This window comes from Tumidithrix elongata BACA0141 (genome assembly GCF_036349135.1).
GTDB lineage: Bacteria > Cyanobacteriota > Cyanobacteriia > Pseudanabaenales > Pseudanabaenaceae > Tumidithrix > Tumidithrix elongata.
On sequence record NZ_JAZBJZ010000016.1, the window covers coordinates 44,533 to 61,722 of the forward strand.

The 17,190-nt window shown below is 47.9% G+C and carries 7 protein-coding genes; all 7 read right to left on the reverse strand.

Features of this window, described 5'->3' with window-relative positions; translation table 11 throughout:
- Positions 1-5: 5 nt before the first annotated feature.
- Positions 6-3,317, reverse strand: coding sequence for a response regulator (locus V2H45_RS06235; RefSeq protein ID WP_330482759.1), 3,312 nt, complete (start codon positions 3,315-3,317; stop codon positions 6-8).
- Complete coding sequence (locus V2H45_RS06240) at positions 3,314-3,745, reverse strand: response regulator (RefSeq protein ID WP_408648739.1); 432 nt, start codon at positions 3,743-3,745, stop codon at positions 3,314-3,316. Before V2H45_RS06240 ends, V2H45_RS06235 begins: the two co-directional genes overlap by 4 nt.
- Complete coding sequence (locus tag V2H45_RS06245; protein ID WP_330482761.1) at positions 3,746-9,100, reverse strand: PAS domain S-box protein; 5,355 nt, start codon at positions 9,098-9,100, stop codon at positions 3,746-3,748.
- Between the two features lie 57 nt (positions 9,101-9,157).
- Positions 9,158-10,915, reverse strand: coding sequence for a GAF domain-containing protein (locus tag V2H45_RS06250; protein ID WP_330482762.1), 1,758 nt, complete (start codon positions 10,913-10,915; stop codon positions 9,158-9,160).
- Positions 10,916-10,934: 19 nt separating this feature from the next.
- Positions 10,935-11,753 (reverse strand): alpha/beta fold hydrolase, encoded by an 819-nt coding sequence (locus V2H45_RS06255; RefSeq protein WP_330482763.1) that lies wholly within the window; start codon positions 11,751-11,753, stop codon positions 10,935-10,937.
- A 17-nt stretch (positions 11,754-11,770) separates the two neighbouring features.
- Positions 11,771-14,173 (reverse strand): ATP-binding protein, encoded by a 2,403-nt coding sequence (locus tag V2H45_RS06260; protein WP_330482764.1) that lies wholly within the window; start codon positions 14,171-14,173, stop codon positions 11,771-11,773.
- Positions 14,174-14,873: 700 nt separating this feature from the next.
- Positions 14,874-17,126 carry a PAS domain S-box protein gene (locus V2H45_RS06265; RefSeq protein WP_330482765.1) on the reverse strand — a complete coding sequence of 751 codons (2,253 nt, stop codon included), beginning with the start codon at positions 17,124-17,126 and terminating at the stop codon, positions 14,874-14,876.
- Between the last annotated feature and the right edge of the window lie 64 nt (positions 17,127-17,190).

The following is a 17,190-nucleotide window of genomic DNA, read 5'->3' on the forward strand; positions in this document are numbered from 1 at the left end:
CCCGTCTACTGGGCTAAAAGGGTTTGGATCGTCTGGGATAGCTCTTTCATGCGTATAGGTTTGGCGAGATATTCAGTGGCTCCTGCTTCGATGCATCGTTCGCGATCGCCTGCCATCGCCAGCGCCGTGAGCGCCACGATTGGTTTATTGGCTAAATTGGGAACTTGCCGAATTTGCTGTATAGCCTCTAGACCATCCATCTCAGGCATCTGAATATCCATGAGGATCAGATCGGGATCTTCCGATTGTGCCAACGCGATCGACTCTTTTCCGTTTTTCGCCGAAATGATGCGATAGCCCTTGGCTTCTAGATAGCCCGAAACTGTTATCACATTGGCTTCATTGTCATCAACCAGCAAGATTAAGGGGGATGCTTTGGGTTCGAGTTGACTAGATTCAGTTCTAAGTTCGGTTTGAGCTTCTGGTTTAAGCGAGGAGGTTGCGGAGGCAACACAGGGAAGTGCGATCGTAAAGCAACTGCCCACACCCACTTCACTGGTTAGACCCACTTCGCCGCCGTGGAGTTCGACAAGACGCTTCACGAGGGCAAGCCCTAAACCAGTGCCATCATATTTGCGATTGAGGGCGCTATCGATTTGAATGAAGGGCTGAAATAGCTTCTTGATGTTTTCTGGGGAAATACCAATGCCCGTATCGATGACGGCAATTTGTAGAAAAGCTCTCTTCTCCTTCGCCAATCTCAGAGCAGACCCAGATTCTTTTTCGATCGGGGAAGATGTAATTCGCGTGACCTCTAGGGTGATGCGTCCATTTTCAGGAGTGAATTTGACGGCATTGCTGAGCAGATTGATTAAGACTTGGCGAATGCGCCGTTCGTCCACGTATAATTCGGGCAAATTGGGTGGTAGCCTGCTCTCTATCTGGATGTTTTTTTTCAGAGCTTGTTGTTTGATAAATGTCAAACTAGATTGACAGAGGGGCGTTATATCGATGGGAGCGCATTCTAGCTCGATCTTGCCTGATTCAATTTTGGCAACATCGAGAATATCAGTAATGAGTTCTAGTAAATGATTGCCACTGCGCTCGATGGTTTTAAATGCTTTGAGTTGGCGATCGCTCACACTACCAAAAACGCCATCTTCTAACCCTTCCGTCATGCCCAAGATTGCATTGAGGGGAGTGCGAAGCTCGTGGCTCATATTGGCAAGGAACTCGTCCTTGAGGCGAGTGGCGCGGGCGAGTTCTTGGTTTGTCTGTTGCAATTGGGCTTCGGCCTGTTTGCGATCGCTAATATCTCGAATAAAAAAGACAACCTCATCATTGCCGCAGGGAGCAACGCGAACTTCTTCATAAATCTGTTTGCCATCAAGCTGAACTTGCTGTTCTTGAATCTGAACTGTTTGAGTGGCAAGTGCTTGCTGAATTAAAGAGCATTGAGATTCGGCGATGTCGTAGGGTAAGACTTCGGGAAGATATTTGCCAATTACCTGCTGTGGCTCGACTAAATTTCTACCCTGGGGCGATACCAAGAAATCGATATATTGACCTTTACGGTTCACCCGATACACTAAATCGGGCAGGGCTAAAAGTGTGGCACGGGAACGTTCTTCGCTGCGTTTAAGGGCTTCTTGGATGGCTTTGCGATCGCTAATATCCATGGTGATGCCAAACAATCGCGTCACCTGCGCATCCTGATTCCAGATAACTTCTGCTTTGGCAAAAATATACCCAAGGGAACCATCGGCTCGAATAATTTGCAGATCTGTTTCGGAGGGTTCTCCAAGCTGAATTGCTCTATCTATGAGATGGATAAAACGATTGCGATCGTCGGTCGGGAAATATCCGAGTAGTGCCTCGTAAGTTGGCTCTGGCGAATTGGGATCGAGTCCAAAGATTCTAAAAATCTCAGCAGTCCAAGTAATTTTTCTGGTCTGCACGTCTAATTCCCAACTACCGAGATGGGCAATCAGTTGTGCCTCGCGCAAACTGGCTTCACTCTGCTGTAAAGCGGCGGTGCGCTGTGCCACGCGATCTTCGAGTTCTTGGTTTAGCTGCTCTAGGGCTTGCGTGGCAAGTTCCTGCTCGATCGCAATTTTGACGAGGTTGGTCACGAGGGCGATCGCTTTTAACTCTCGCTCCTGCGGATGATGAAGCTCTCGGTATTGCACGGCAAAGGTTGCCAACACCGAACCGTCACTGGCGAATACGGGTACTGACCAGCAAGCTCGCAACCCATGGGCTAAGGCTAAATCTTTATAGTCCTGTGAGAGTTGAGCCGTAGCAATATCGGGAATAATCACAGGCTCTTTGCGAAAAGCTGCTGTCACGCAAGGCCCAATTCCTTCGCCAATGGCTATCCCTTCAATGTTTTGATTATATTCTTCGGGCAAATGGGGAGCCGCACCATAGTGTAGTTTTCCTTCTCGATCGCAGAATAAAATCGAACAGAGTCCCCCTTCCGTTTGATCCTCCGTTGCCAGCGCCAGCGCATCAAGAATATCTGGCAAAGGTTCTGCTTTGGCAATGCGCTCTAAAATCGAATTTTGCAATGCCAATCGCAGTTCGGCTTGCTTGCGATCGTTGATATCCAGATGCGTACCGATCATCCGCAGGGGTTTACCCTCAGCATCCCAATCGACAACTTTTCCCTTACATAATATCCAGAACCAAGCGTCTGATTTATGGCGCATTCGCAGCTCGCGTTCGTAGATTTTGGTTTCTTGGCGAAAGTGGCTTTCCAAATCGATGCTTAGTTTCTGCAAATCCTCTGGGTGGGCATTGTGTTGCCAAGTGTCAATGCCAATCGGTTCCAGTTCTTCTAGGGTATAGCCCAGCATTTCTGCCCATCTTTGGTTGATCGTCATGGCTCCAGTCTGAACCGACCAGTCCCATAAGCCGATGCCAGAGCCTTCGATCGCGAGTTGTAGGCGTTCCTGAGTTTGCTCGAGTTCGATCGCAGCTTGCCGACGTTCTAATCGCATCTGAGCTTCCCGAACTTCGCGCCGCACCATCTCTGGCAGTCGAGTTAGGTTGCCTTTCATCAGGTAGTCATGGGCTCCAGATTTCATTAACTCCACTGCCGATGCCTCACCAATTGTGCCCGATATCACAATAAAGGGAAGATTGGGCTGGCTTTGTTTGACGATTTGGAGTGCCATAGGGGCATTAAAGCCTGGGAGGTTGTAATCTGAAAGTACCGCATCCCAAGGTTGGCTTACCAAGGCAACGCGGAGTGCTTCTGCCGTTTCTACCCTTTCGTAGACCACATTAAACCCACCGCGCCGCAGTTCTCGCAGGGTTAAAAGCGCGTCGTCTTCAGCATCTTCAACGATCAAGACATGTAGAGGCTCGCTCATGGTTTATTCATTCCTTGTGGCAATGGTTGATTGATCAACGCCCAGTAAAGCCCCAGTTGGCTCACTGCCTCCGTGAAGCGATCGAACTCCACAGGTTTTCTGACGTAGCTATTTGCCCCCAAGCTATAGCTCTCAACGATATCGCGGTCTTCACTCGATGATGTCAGCACGACCACTGGTAACAAACGAGTACGTTCGTTGTCTCTGATCTGTCGCAAGACTTCTAATCCGTTGATTTTGGGTAACTTTAGGTCTAGTAACACGACGCATGGTAGTGGATCGGCATTAAACACGATCGTCAAGGCTTCTTCACCATTACGGGCGATGCGAATTTCATTGGTGACTTTACCCTTTCGGAGCGCCCGCAAAGTTAGTCTTTCATCATCGGGGTTATCTTCAACTAGTAAGATTTCACGTAGAGTCACGATCTAAGCTCCTGTCCTGATTGGTGTATTGGGCACTGTGAAATAAATGGTTGCCCCTTGTTCGACAACTCCCTCTGCCCAAACCTGCCCCCCATGACGGTGAATTGCTCGTTGGACAGTTGCTAAACCAATACCCGTGCCCGGAAATTCATTGGTGTTATGTAAACGCTGGAAGACACCAAATAACATTTTGGCAAATGCCATATCAAAGCCTGCTCCATTATCGCGTACAAAATAGGTTAGTTGCTCATCTTGTTGCAATACTCCAAATTCGATCAGGGCAGTGGCATGGTGACTGGTAAATTTCCAAGCATTCTGCACTAGATTACTGATAACTACGTGCATCAATGTCGGGTCGGCTGTGACGACGATATTTGGGGCAATCACAAATGTAACCTGCCGTTCTGGCTCCGATGCTTGCATTTCATCCCTTTGTTCTTGCACGAACGTACTGAGGTTGACAGGGCTAAATTGCATTTCCGATCGCGACACGCGGGAGAGCCGCAACAGGTCATCAATGAGCATACCCATGCGCTGTATGTTACGGCGAATGCGATCGAAGTAATCTTTGGCATCATCGTCAAAGCGATCGCCATAGTCCTCGATCAAGGCATTGCTAAAGCCATCGATCGCGCGTAACGGCGATCGCAAATCGTGAGAAACCGAGTAAGCAAAAGCTTCTAGCTCTCGATTAGAGGCTTCTAACTGGGCGGCAGTTTGTTGAATGGTGAGTTCGGCTTGTTTGCGATCGCTAATGTCCTGTGCAGTCCCAATGGTCAACTTTATCTTTCCGCGATCGTCTCGACTAAATACTGTGTCGCGGCTGTAGAGCCATCGCCATTCGCCATTGGCATGACGCATCCGATATTCAATTTCAAATATTTCTCCCTCCTGAGCAGCCTCGATTTGTTGATAGTGGTCGGGTATTCTCGTAAGGTCTTCGGGATGCATCAAGTTTGCGAATAGTGCCGATCCCATCGCTTGAATCTCTGCGGGCGTATAGCCAAGCACGGATGCAATCTCGCGATTGCTGTAAACGTTGCAATGTTCTTGTAGGTCGTAGAGATAGAGGATGTTGGGCGATGCTTCGGCAATTTTTTGAATAAATCGCTGGTTTTCCAAAATCTCTTGTTCGGCTTGTTTGCGATCGCTAATATCAATGCAGGAACCGATATAACCGAGAAATTCGTCATCTCGATCGAATCGCGGTATTCCCGTAGATAACAACCAGCGATACTGCCCGTCAAATCGTTTGAGACGATATTCCATAGAAAAACTTTGCTGCGTATCAAAAACATTGAGATAGGTATCCACGCAAAATTCAAAGTCATCGGGATGAACCCCCTCTGTCCAACCGTTACCTGATTCCTGCTCTATCGTCCGCCCAGTAAACTCTAGCCAAGGCTTGTTAAAGTAAAAACAGAGTTTATCTCGACCTGACATCCAAATTAAGACGGGGGCATGGTCTGCCAAATATCGGAATCTCGCTTCGCTTTCTTTGATTGCTACCTCTGCTTGCTTGCGATCGCTAATATCTCGCGAAACCGATAAAAGTTGTGAGACTTGTCCCGATTCGTCTAGGATGGACGTAACGACAACATCCCACCATTTTGGAGTTCCTTTTGCTGTCGGACAAAAGCCTTGAAATTTACCTGTTTGACCTGTCTTAGCCGCCGCGATCGCTGCCTCCATATCCAAACGAGATGATTCTGGCCATAAAGAGACCCAATCAGCATTGCGGCAAAGCGAAAAATCGTCAATTTCCATAATGCACTGCCCCCCCACATTCATATACTGGAGCCGACCTTCTAAGTCGATCAATTTAATGCAGTCGCTACTGCTTTCCAGAATCCGTTTTTTAAGCTCTTCGCTTTCTCTTAAGGCTTCTTCGGCTTGCTTGCGATCGCTGATATCGCGCACGATTGCCAAAACCTCTCGATCGTTAATGGCTACGATCCGAATCTCTTCGTGAACCATGCGATCGCGTTTGCGAAATTGATGCTCGTAAACCTGCAATTCCTTTGTGAGCATTGCCTGCTCGATAATTTGCAACTGGTTCTGCAACAATTCTGGGGGCAAAACTTCTGAAATATGCTTCTCGACGGGTATAAAATTATCTGCTCGTATTCCAGGTCTGATGTATTCCACGCAGGCGCCATCGCGCCTCAGTCGCAGTAATAAATCGGGAATCGCCTCTAAAGTGGCGCGATTGGTGGCTTCGCTGGCTTGTAGTGCAGCAGACTGCTGCACTAATTGCATTTCTAATTGTTTGCGTTGGGTAATGTCGATATGGCAACCAATCATCCGCATGGGATTACCCCCCTCATCCCACTCAATAACCCGCCCCGAACAGATCACCCAAACTGTAGAGCCATGCTTATGACGATATCGGACTTCGTTGTAAAAGGGAACTTCGCCGCGACTTTGGACATGGTGATGAAAACAGTCGAATACATGGGGTAAGTCTTCCGCAAAGATAATGCCTTGCCAGCTTTCAGGCGAGTTGGGCATCTCATCATCTGCATAGCCAAACATGCGCTTAAAGCCCGGACTCAGGTATTCATAGTTGTTGGGTATATCCCAATCCCAATAGCCTGCCAAGATATTGTCGAGAATCTGTTCCAGCAGGGTTAGCTCTAGACGCAACTTTTCTGTCTGTAACCTAGCTACCTCAGCTTGCTTAAGATCGCTAATATCCCTTGCGATCGTAGAATAATGGCTGATAGCACCATCTTGCTGGCGATGGCAGACGATCGTCTGTAGGACGGGAAACTCGTTACCATCCCGCCGTCGGAATCGGGTTTCTCCTGTCCAAAATCCATTCTGTACGCACTGAGGGAGCGCTTCTTGCAAAATAAAATCAGCTATTTGGGGCGAATGATAGTCGGGGATATGGGTCTGAGAAACGTCTTCGTCTAGGGCAATGCCTAATAGCTCTTTCCCCGCCCGATTGAGATAGGTGACTTTTCCTGTGCTATCCGTAGAGGCAATGATATCCCTTGCAGCTTCTAGAATATCCAGACGATGCTGGGCTTGTTCTTCGGCATATTTGCGATCGCTGATATCCGTAATCGTGCCCACATAACCGATGATTTCACCCAATGCATCGCGTTCGGCGACTGCCTGACCATATCCCCAAGTAACTAGTCCAGATTTGTTTTGGAACCGATACTCTAAACTAAATGGGCGGTTTTCCTCAACAGAGGCATTCCATTCCGTAGAGACCAGCTCGCGATCGCTAGGATGAATGCCATCTACCCAGCCAAAGCCTTCTGCCTCTTCAAGTGTAAGTCCCGCAATCTCACACCAGCGATCGTTCACATAGAGACAATTACCTAAGTCATCGGTGCGAAAAATGCCTACAGGCGCAGCAACAGCCAGCGACTCAAATCGTTGTTCGCTCTGTTTTAGTTCCAGTTCGCGGCGTTTTGATTCTCTGAGATCTCGACCTTCAGGAATTAACAGTACAACCCGATCTGAGTCATCAAAGATGGGACGCAATGAGAAATCGATCGGGATAATCGTCTGATTTACGCCCCAGACATCGACTTCGTAGCGCACAAATTCTCCTTGGGCGGCACGGGCGATCGCTTGTCGTAATTGCTCTTGAGTCTCAGGTGAAATCTGCCACCAATACGCTTCCCAAAAGGGACGACCCACGACCTCTTCATACAAGATGCCGCCGATTCTCAAGGCAGTTTGGTTGGCTTCAAGCAGGGTTCCATCCAGTGACAACAGCCCGAGCAATTGGAACGAATGATTAAAAATTGCCCGAAATTTCTGTTCGCTCTCCCGCAGGGCAACTTCGGCACGCTGTCTCTCTTCCAGTTCGCTCTGTGCCTGTTGACAAGCTGCCGCTTGTTGAATCGCGATCGCAATCTGCACTGCCATCTCATTTAACAAGAGCAGATCGGCATCTTGCCACTCCCGATAATCGTCACACTGATGTCCGATCGACAATCCCCATAATTTTCCTGAGACATGAATCGGAACGACGAGATTGGCTTTGACCTGATAGGTCTCAAGTAACTGGATATAACAGTCGGGATAGCCAGTAGTGTGGATATTGGCGATCGCGATCGTGCGACCTTCGCCATACCTCAGCGCAATATCTCCGCGAAAGCAGGGATCGTCAATCACATCATGTAATGCCGCTCGCCACCCCGCACCCACAGACTCAGCTACGATCGCCCCTGTCCAATCGGGTTGAAACTGCCAAATTAACATGCGATCGCAACCGAGGAACGATCTCAACGCCTGTACGCTAGCTGCTAAAATCTCTGGCAAATTTAACGAAGCCGCAATCTTTGCCGCAATCTTGGCGATTAATTGCTCTCGCTCGAACTTAGCATGAAGGTCGGCTGTGCGCTGCGCTACCTGCTGCTCTAATTCAGCCGTGTAATTTTCCATCAGCTTCAACTTTTCTGCCTCTAGCTGCGAAACCTTTTGCTCCAAAATCTTGGATAGGGTGTAGAGTTCCAAAGGATTGAGGGCTTGCAAGAGGCTAGTCTGGGTCACGACGCCCAGCAGTTCGCCCCGATCGCCTGTCACCACCAAGCGACGGATCGATCGCTGCTCCATGACCTGCTGCACCACCATCAGGGTGTCGTCAGGACGCACCGCAAACACAGGCGAACTCATGACCACCTGCACTTCCACCCGCTCTAATTGCAGCCCTAGGGATTGAAATTGCACGATATCGCGTTCGGTGGTGATGCCCAAGGGGATTTGCAAGGAATTGCCCTCTGGATCGATTTGGGTTTCCACGATCAAGACCGAGCCGACGCGACGCTCTGCCATGATTTGGGCGATCGCCAGCATCGATGTCGATGGATCGGCACAGACTACCTTGGCAGTCATCACCTCAGACACCAAGCGCAAGCGCAATAAATCGACAGGTCGCGCCAGTTGTCGCAAGCTCTCGTGGGTGATTATGCCCAAGAGGCGATCGTTGCGATCTAAAACAGGCATATGGCGAATGCGGCGTTGCTGAAGCAGATTTACTGCCGAGAATAGATCGGTAAAGTCAGCCTCCCTGAGCGTCACCACAGGGGATGCCATCACCTCGCGCAAGGTCACAGTATCAAGCGATCGCTGCTGGGCGCTGAGACGCACGATATCGCGTTCGGTCAGAATGCCGACAACTTTTCCCCCTTCCATCGCTAAGACGCAACTCGATCTGGCTTCGAGGTGGACGTTATCTGAGTCGCCTGAACGATCGGAGGCACAGATCGTCCTTGTCTCGCTCATTTTGGCGATCGCTTCCATCACAGTAGTTTCGGCAGTCACCACCAAAGGGTTGCGCACGATTGCCGATGTTAGCTCGGTTTGAGTGAGTGTCGTTGTGGTTGTAGACATAACGGTTTGCGGCGTGATGTGAATAGAACTTACTTTCCGAAACGAGCGATCGTTTTTTTAAGGTGGATCGGGTAAGGTGAAGTAAAAAGTAGCCCCCTGTTCGATCGCTGCTTCTGCCCAAATTTTGCCCCCATGGCGGCGAATCACCCTCTGCACAGTTGCTAAACCAATACCAGTTCCAGGAAACTCACTGGCACTATGCAATCGTTGAAATGCACCAAACAGCTTGGAACTATTTTCCATATTAAACCCTGCACCATCATCGCGCAAAAAATAGGTGGTTTGTCCTAAGGTTTGATGGATATCGGTTGCCATGCCAAACTCAATACGGGCAGTAGCATGACGATTGGTGTATTTCCAAGCATTTTGCAAAAGATTTTCCAAGACAACAAGGGTTAGATTTCTATCTGTATAGGCAATTGCCTTTGGCTCAATTAGAAATTCCACGACTCTTTGCGGTTGCGAAGCTTGGAGATCGCCTGCAATTTCCCGCACCATTTCGCTGAGATCGACCTTGCCATAGTTAATTTCCGCTCTGGAGATCCGCGATAGGCGCAGCAGGTCATCGATCAGGGCTTCCATGCGGTGGATATTCCGACTAATGCGATCGAAGTAATCCTTGCAGTCGTCATCAAAGCGATCGCCGTAGTCTTCCAACAAAATTTGACTGAACCCTGTAATCGCCCGTAATGGTGCGCGTAGGTCATGGGAAACAGAATAGGAAAAAGATTCTAGCTCTTGGTTAGTAGCTTCTAGTTGAGCGCTAGTTCGTTGCAATTCGAGGTTTGCCATTGAAAGCTGCGCATTTGCTTCTACCATCCTATCTTCAGCCTTCTGCCGTTCTACTAATTCTGCCTGCAACTGGTTAAACAAATTGGCTTGCTGAATCGCGATCGTTAATTGATTGGCAATTTGTTGAATAAAATCAATCTCAACTGCTTGCCATTGGCGCGGCGCAGAACATTGATGAATGCAAAGTAAGCCCCACAAATGCGCGCCTTTTAGCAAAGGTACAACTAAATTGGCTTGAACTTGAAATCGTTGCAAAATATCCCTGTGGCATTCCGTTAGTCCCGCGTGATAAATATCATCAACTGCTTGGATGCGTCCTTGCTGATAAAATGGGGCATATTGTTCGCCAAAACAACGATCGTGAATTTTAATCGCAATCGCTGAGTCAAATCCGTCCGCTACAGATTCGCAAACAAACTCACCATCATTAAAATTGGAATCAGGCTGGAATTTAAAAATGCCGACGCGATCGGCATGAATCGACTGACGAATTTCCTGTGTGGATATCTCAAAAATCGTGGCTAAATTAAGGGAATCCCTGATGCGTTGGGTGATTCCTGAAAGTAGGATGGCGCGATCGTACTGCTCTCTTAGCGCGATTTCCGCTTGCTTTTGAGCGAGAGCGGCAGCCTCGGCTGCTTTCTTGGCTTTTAAGATTTCATCTTCGTACTGAATGCGCTGGCGAATGGGAATAAAAATACAGTTGTTAACAAAGGTTTCTCCCTGCTGGCGACGCTCGGCATTAATGAGCATCGGGATATCATTCCCTGATTTTGCTCTTAATGAGAAGTAAATTTCCTCGACCTTGCCATGCAGCTTTAATAACGGGAAAAAATGGGTTTGGTAAAAAATGCGACTGGCGATCGGTAAAATCACATCCAACATTTTGCCAGCCAGAAAATCGCGTGGATATCCCAATAGTTCTGACAAGGTCAAATTAACCAGCGCGATCGCGCCATCGTCCGTAAACGAGAGAAAGCCGCAGGGGGCATGGTTGAGTAACTCGTCGATCTGCTGGCTCACTGAGATAGTTTACAGTTTGCTAAGACAGTGGCAAGGGCACGTTTAAATATGCTTTCATTAGCGCGATCGTCTCTTGAGGGTGACTCATATGCGGACAATGTCCTGTTGCCTGCATTAATTTTAAAGTACTTTCAGGTAAATGACGATGCATATATTCTCCTACCTCGGTGGGGGCGATCGCATCCTCAGAACATTGTAAAATCAATGATGGCAAGGTAACTTTGGCTAAATCGCTGCGGTTATCTCCATAAAACGTAGCTCTGGCAAAACGGTTGGCAATGACTGGATCGGTCGAACAAAAGCTCGTTTCTAGCTCTTGAGTTAGCTCGGGGCGATCTTCGTTTTTCATGATTACAGGTGCTAGAAAATTTGCCCAGCCAATGTAATTTTTTTCCATAATATCCAGCAATCCCTCGATATCCGATCGCTCAAACCCACCGACATAATCAGGCGGATCGTTGATATAGCGGGGAGATGGGGTAACCAAAATTAGCCGTTCAAAAAATTGTGGCGAGGCGATCGCTGCCAAGATCCCAATCGTGCTACTGACAGAATGCCCCACTAAAATCGTGTCTTTTAAATCTAAGGCAGTGCAGATATCGAGAATATCTTGGGCATAGCCCGTGAGTTCTGTGTAGCGTTGAGGATCGTAGGCTTGCAGATCTGATTTGCCCGAACCCACATAGTCAAAGAGCACGATCTGATAGTCAGCCTCAAAAGCAGGCGTGACAAACCGCCACATGTTTTGATCGCAGCCAAAGCCATGGGCAAACAGCATGGGCTGAGTTCCCTGTCCGCTTACCTTGACGTTGTTCCGTTCCAAAATATTTTGAGCCATGGGACGTCATCCTCCGCTTATGGGACTAAATTTAAAAGCCTCTGAATGGTGGCTGCGAGTTCTCTTAACTTTACAGGTTTTGTCAGGTATTCACTAGCACCTGCTTCTAAGCAGCGATCGCGATCGCTTTCCTTGTTTGGGTCTATAAGCGCAACGATCGGGAAATTGTCTAGATCGAGGTCAAGACAGAACTGCTCGATCGCTTCGATCTCATCCATTCCATCCCTCCCTAGGGTTTGCACGTCTATGACAACCAAGTTGGGAGGCTGAGTTTTCGCTAAATCAATGGCTTCCCGTGCATTTTTTGCCAAAACCATGCGATAACCTCTGACAGTAAGATAGCTCGCAACTGAACTGATAATGGCGGCGTTGTCATCTACTATCAAGACCAGAGGGGATATCTCTGGTTGAGGTTGGCTCGCTTTGAGGTTAGGTTGGGTTTCTTGCGTTGGCATGGTGGTTGCCGCAGCATCGCAAGGAAGGACGAACGCAAAGCAACTGCCTACCCCCAACTCGCTACTCAGACTCACTTCCCCCCTGTGGAGTTCGACGATTCGTTTCACCAAAGCCAGCCCTAAACCAGTGCCCTCATATTTGCGATTGAGGGCGCTATCGATTTGGATGAAGGGCTGAAAGAGTCTGCTGATGTTTTCGGGTGCAATGCCAATGCCCGTATCGGTGATGGCAAATTGGACGGCAGACCTCTCTGGCTTTTTCTCTGACCCATCTAAGCGATCGCAGAGAGTCGTCGGCTTAACTTCAAGAGTAACCCGTCCTTCCTCTGGTGTAAATTTGACGGCATTGTTGAGCAGGTTGAGCAAGACTTGGCGAATGCGGCGCTCATCCCCATAGATGTTGGGCAAATTGTCTGGGAGTTTGAACTCTAGTTGGATGTTCTTCTTGAGAGCTTGTTTTTCGATCAATTCTAGGCTAGATCTACATAGGGGAACTACGGAAATAGAGGTGAGGTCGAGATCTAGATGACCTGATTCGATCTTGGCAATATCGAGAATGTCATTAATCAATTCCAGTAAATGGTAGCCGCTACGCTCGACGGTTTTTAAGGCTTTGATTTGGCGATCGTTGACCGTACCAAAGACTTCCTCTTGCAGTATCTCCGTCATGCCCAAGATAGCATTGAGAGGCGTCCGCAGTTCGTGGCTCATATTGGCAAGAAAACTATCCTTAAGGCGATTTGACTCTATGAGCTGGGCGTTGGTTCGTTGCAGTTCCTCTAAGAGCAAATTCTGTCGGTTTACCATACTAAAAAAAGCATCAGATAAGCGACTAATTTCATCTTTGGGTACGCTGGAACGATTTGGAGCGTCGATCGCTCGATCGCAAACATCTAAAATGGGCTGCAAGCGACGATTGAGAAAGCGGATAAATAACCAAACTACCAAAACCAAAAAGAACCCCGCCACGATCGTGGCGCTGATGGCTCCCAACAAAGCAGGTCTGACGACAATCTGATAGGGGATAGCCTGCAGCATCACCCATTGACTGCTGGGAACCTTTTGATAAACCCAATAGGTTGAATCAAATTCCAAATAACCTTTCTCATTCCCTTTGTCTAATTCTCGCTGAATCCTATCCCAAGCTGGCTTTAATGCTGGAATCGACGAGACATTTTCAAGCTTGACTGCTTTGGTTGGATCGGGAGAATAACTCAAGAGTCCTCCCTCTGGCGCGATCAAGGCATAATATCCAGTATCATCGAATAAGGGCCCATCCTTGGTTTGATTTAGATCTTTAACGTTAATATCGCCATTCATCACGGCAATTAACTTACCTTGCCGATCGCGAATCGTCCCTGCAAAAGTCATTAACGGAATTGGATAGATTGCTTCGTTGATATAGGGTTTTGACCAAAAGTAGCGATCGGCTTTAACGGCATCTTTAAAGTATTGCAGTTCGGGATATTTATCGACCTGCCAGAGTTCGACCAGACTAAATCTAGGATCTTCAGGTAATTTTACGCCGCGATTGGGGACGGATTCTTCGATATAGGGTGCAAACCACTCGCGATCGACCAAGCCGCGAGGAAGTTGCATGATGCCAAAGCCCGAAATCAGTTTGGGACGAGCGGGCATAAACGAAAGCACTAATTTTTCGTAGTCTTCGGGCGATCGCACGCCACTATCGTGCAAAAAAGTAGTTGCAGCAGCTAGACTCTTTAAAAAACTTTCGCCACTAAGGAGTTCGGAATCTAGTTGTCTGACTCTAGTATCTGTTTCTGAAGTTAATTGTAAAATTCTGACAGATTTAAGTTCGTTATAAAATAAATAACCGAGGCTACCCAATCCAACCGAAGCAGCCGCCATCACCGCCAAAAATAAACGCGTGCCAATAGAATGCAGTCCAAATTTCACGGACTTGAAGGGCATTCCTAGAGCGTTATTTGCTAAATTTACTGTCATGATTCCCTAAAGAAATTTGGTGATGCAAATCGAATGTGTCTCCATCCTAAAATCTAGAGCAACCACTGAGGAATTGCCCTTACCCCACGTGGAATAGGTTTCCTAGGAATCACCTCAATAGATAATTATTAAGCCTTATGCCTATGCGAAGAAAGAGATGGGAACAAATCTTTGCATAAAATGTTTTAGATCGCCTCGATCTCTGGATGTTAATTCGCTTCATAGATGTACTTAAAACTTCTACAAAGCCACTTAAACTAACTCATCCTCAACCATTTACTCACCGATCTCGTCCTAGTTTAAAGTCACTGACTTGACCGTAAACCTTAATAGAACGTCAGTTCGGGATAAGAAAATCTGAAACGCTATACATCCCAAGGATCCCCCACTAGCCCCCCTTACAAAAGGGGAGAGAATACACTTGTCCTCCTTTTGTAAGGGGGATGCCCGATAGGGCAGGGGGATCGTACCCCTCGGTTCCAGCAAGTCGGCTTGCTTCGTTCCGAAATCCTTAACCCGAATTCACCTTAATAGACACAAAATCTTTTCATCGCAATTAATGTAATTATTCTAGCGTAACATCTCTCAACAACGCACTTTGATGTTTGATAAATATATAAATTTTTCGGCACGATCGCCAACTCCCGTCCTATCGCGGTCAAAGTATCAAAACCCGAACCTCACAAACGATTTAGGATTGCTATATAGCATTATCCAAAAGGTGTTGTATAGCAGTTACTAATTCTTTCAGCCTAACGGGTTTGGTGAGGTATTCATTGGCTCCAGCCTCTAGGCATTTTTGGCGATCGTTCGCCATGGCTAATGCCGTCAGCGCTACGATCGGCAAGTTGGTTAAGCTAGGGTCGAGACGAATCTGCTGCATCGCTTCGATGCCATCCATCTCAGGTATTTGAATGTCCATCAAAATCAAGTCAGGATGGTGAGTTTTTGCCAGTTCGACAGCCTCTAGTCCATTTGTTGCCAAGAGCATGCGATAGCCCTTTGCTTCCAGGTAAGCCGAAACTGTGCTGATATTGGCAGGATTGTCTTCGGCTAACAAGATCAGGGGGGATGTCTCTAGTTTTGGTAGGCTGGGTTCGACTCCAGAATCGCCCGATTGGGGGCTGGACTCAGGAAGGGATGCAGCTGATGCCGCGCAAGGCATCTCGATTGAAAAGCAACTGCCCACACCGACCTCACTGGTTAGCCCCACCTGTCCACCGTGGAGTTCGACAATCCTTTTTACCAGCGCTAGCCCTAAGCCCGTACCTTGATATTGGCGATTGAGGGCACTATCAATTTGAATGAAAGGTTGAAATAGTTTTTTGATATTTTCTGGAGAAATACCAATGCCTGTATCGAGCACGGCAACACGCAGGAAAGACCTCTCCTCCAGTTCCTCTCCCTCAGAGAGAGGAAGGTTCTGTTGCTGTTTGTGGGTGACCTCTAGGGTGATACATCCTCCCCCTGGGGTAAATTTGAGGGCGTTGTTAAGCAGGTTGATCAAGACTTGGCGAACGCGGCGTTCGTCAACCAATAAATCGGGTAAATTAGGTGGTATTTTCGTTACAAGCTTAATGCGTTTTTGCATAGCCTGTTGTTTGATAAATACCAGACTCGATTGACAGAGTAGAGACACCGAGGTAGGCGTGCAATCGAGTTCGATCTGACCTGATTCGATTTTGGCGACATCGAGGATGTCGTTGATCAGCGATAGTAAATGGGAACCACTGCTCTCAATAGTATTTAAAGCTTTGATTTGCCGTTCGTTAACATCGCCAAACACACCTTCTTGCAATCCCTCCGTCATGCCCAAGATTGCGTTGAGGGGAGTGCGGAGTTCGTGGCTCATGTTGGCAAGAAATTCGTCTTTAAGACGGGTAGCGCGGGCGAGTTCTTCGTTGGTTCGTTGCAGTTCTGCTTCTGCCTGTTTGCGATCGCTGATGTCTTGACAAACGCAGATCAGCAAACCGTCCTCAGTCAAGGACAAGGATAGTCCCTCGGTAAATGTAGAGCCATCTTTGCGGGTGGCGATCGCCTCTCCTTGCCACGACAGATCGCGCCCAAGGGAGGGGAAAACCTCTGTTTCAAACCGTGCCAGTTCTTCTGCGGAATATAAGAGCGTCCAAGGTTTACCGATCAGGTCTTCGGCGCGATCGTAACCAAACATGCTAATATGCGCTTGGTTTGCATAAAGATAGGTATCTCCTTGCAAAATCGCAATGCCATTAATCGCAGCTTCAATGGCGGCGAGTTGTCGGTTTATGGCTTCTTCGGCAAATTTGCGATCGCTAATATCGTAGTTAATGCCAATCATGCGTTGGGCTTGACCTTGAGGATCGCGTTGCACCAGCGCATTGGCTCTGATATAGCGAATGCTGCTATCCTTCCAAATCACTCTAAACTCTGTTTCATAATTCTTCTCGCCAGCAAGTGCCTGTTGTAGAGCCTTGTTGGAAACAATTAGGTCGTCGGGATGAACGATTTCTGCCCAAGCTTGATAGGTTCTAGAAAACTCTGAGGGGCTGACTCCGTAAAGTTCGCACATGCGCTTGTCCCAGATCAGGCGATCGCCAACGATATCCCATTCCCAAATCCCAATCTGGGCAGATTGTAGCGCTAGCTCTAAGCGGTATGACAGATTTTGAAGCTTTGCTTCTGCTTGCTTGCGATCGCTGATATCTTGGACGCTAGACCAGATCGATAGCTCGTCATTCCGTAAAATTACGATTCCAGTTAATAGCGCTGGAACGAGATGGCCGTCTTTATGAATGTATTCTTTCTCATAGGGCCCGTAACGACCTTCTGTCTGGATTATTTGAAGTTGCTCGGCTTCGCGATCGGCATATTTAATCGGCGTAATGTCCCAGTAAGTGAGTTCGAGACATTCTTTGACAGAACGTCCCAACATACGGGCAAAAGCCGAGTTGACATAGGTGAGCTGTCCGTCCATGCCACAACTGGCTAGTACAGCAGGGCGGAAATAGGGCTACCCTATAGAAGGTGAGCTAAATGAA

Excerpts from the sequence above, each read along its gene's own strand:
- V2H45_RS06265 (WP_330482765.1), bottom strand. The coding sequence starts at position 17,126 with ATGGACGGACAGCTCACCTATGTCAACTCGGCTTTTGCCCGTATGTTG.
- V2H45_RS06260 (WP_330482764.1), bottom strand. The coding sequence starts at position 14,173 with ATGACAGTAAATTTAGCAAATAACGCTCTAGGAATGCCCTTCAAGTCC.
- V2H45_RS06255 (WP_330482763.1), bottom strand. The coding sequence starts at position 11,753 with ATGGCTCAAAATATTTTGGAACGGAACAACGTCAAGGTAAGCGGACAG.
- V2H45_RS06235 (WP_330482759.1), bottom strand. The coding sequence starts at position 3,317 with ATGAGCGAGCCTCTACATGTCTTGATCGTTGAAGATGCTGAAGACGAC.
- V2H45_RS06245 (WP_330482761.1), bottom strand. The coding sequence starts at position 9,100 with ATGTCTACAACCACAACGACACTCACTCAAACCGAGCTAACATCGGCA.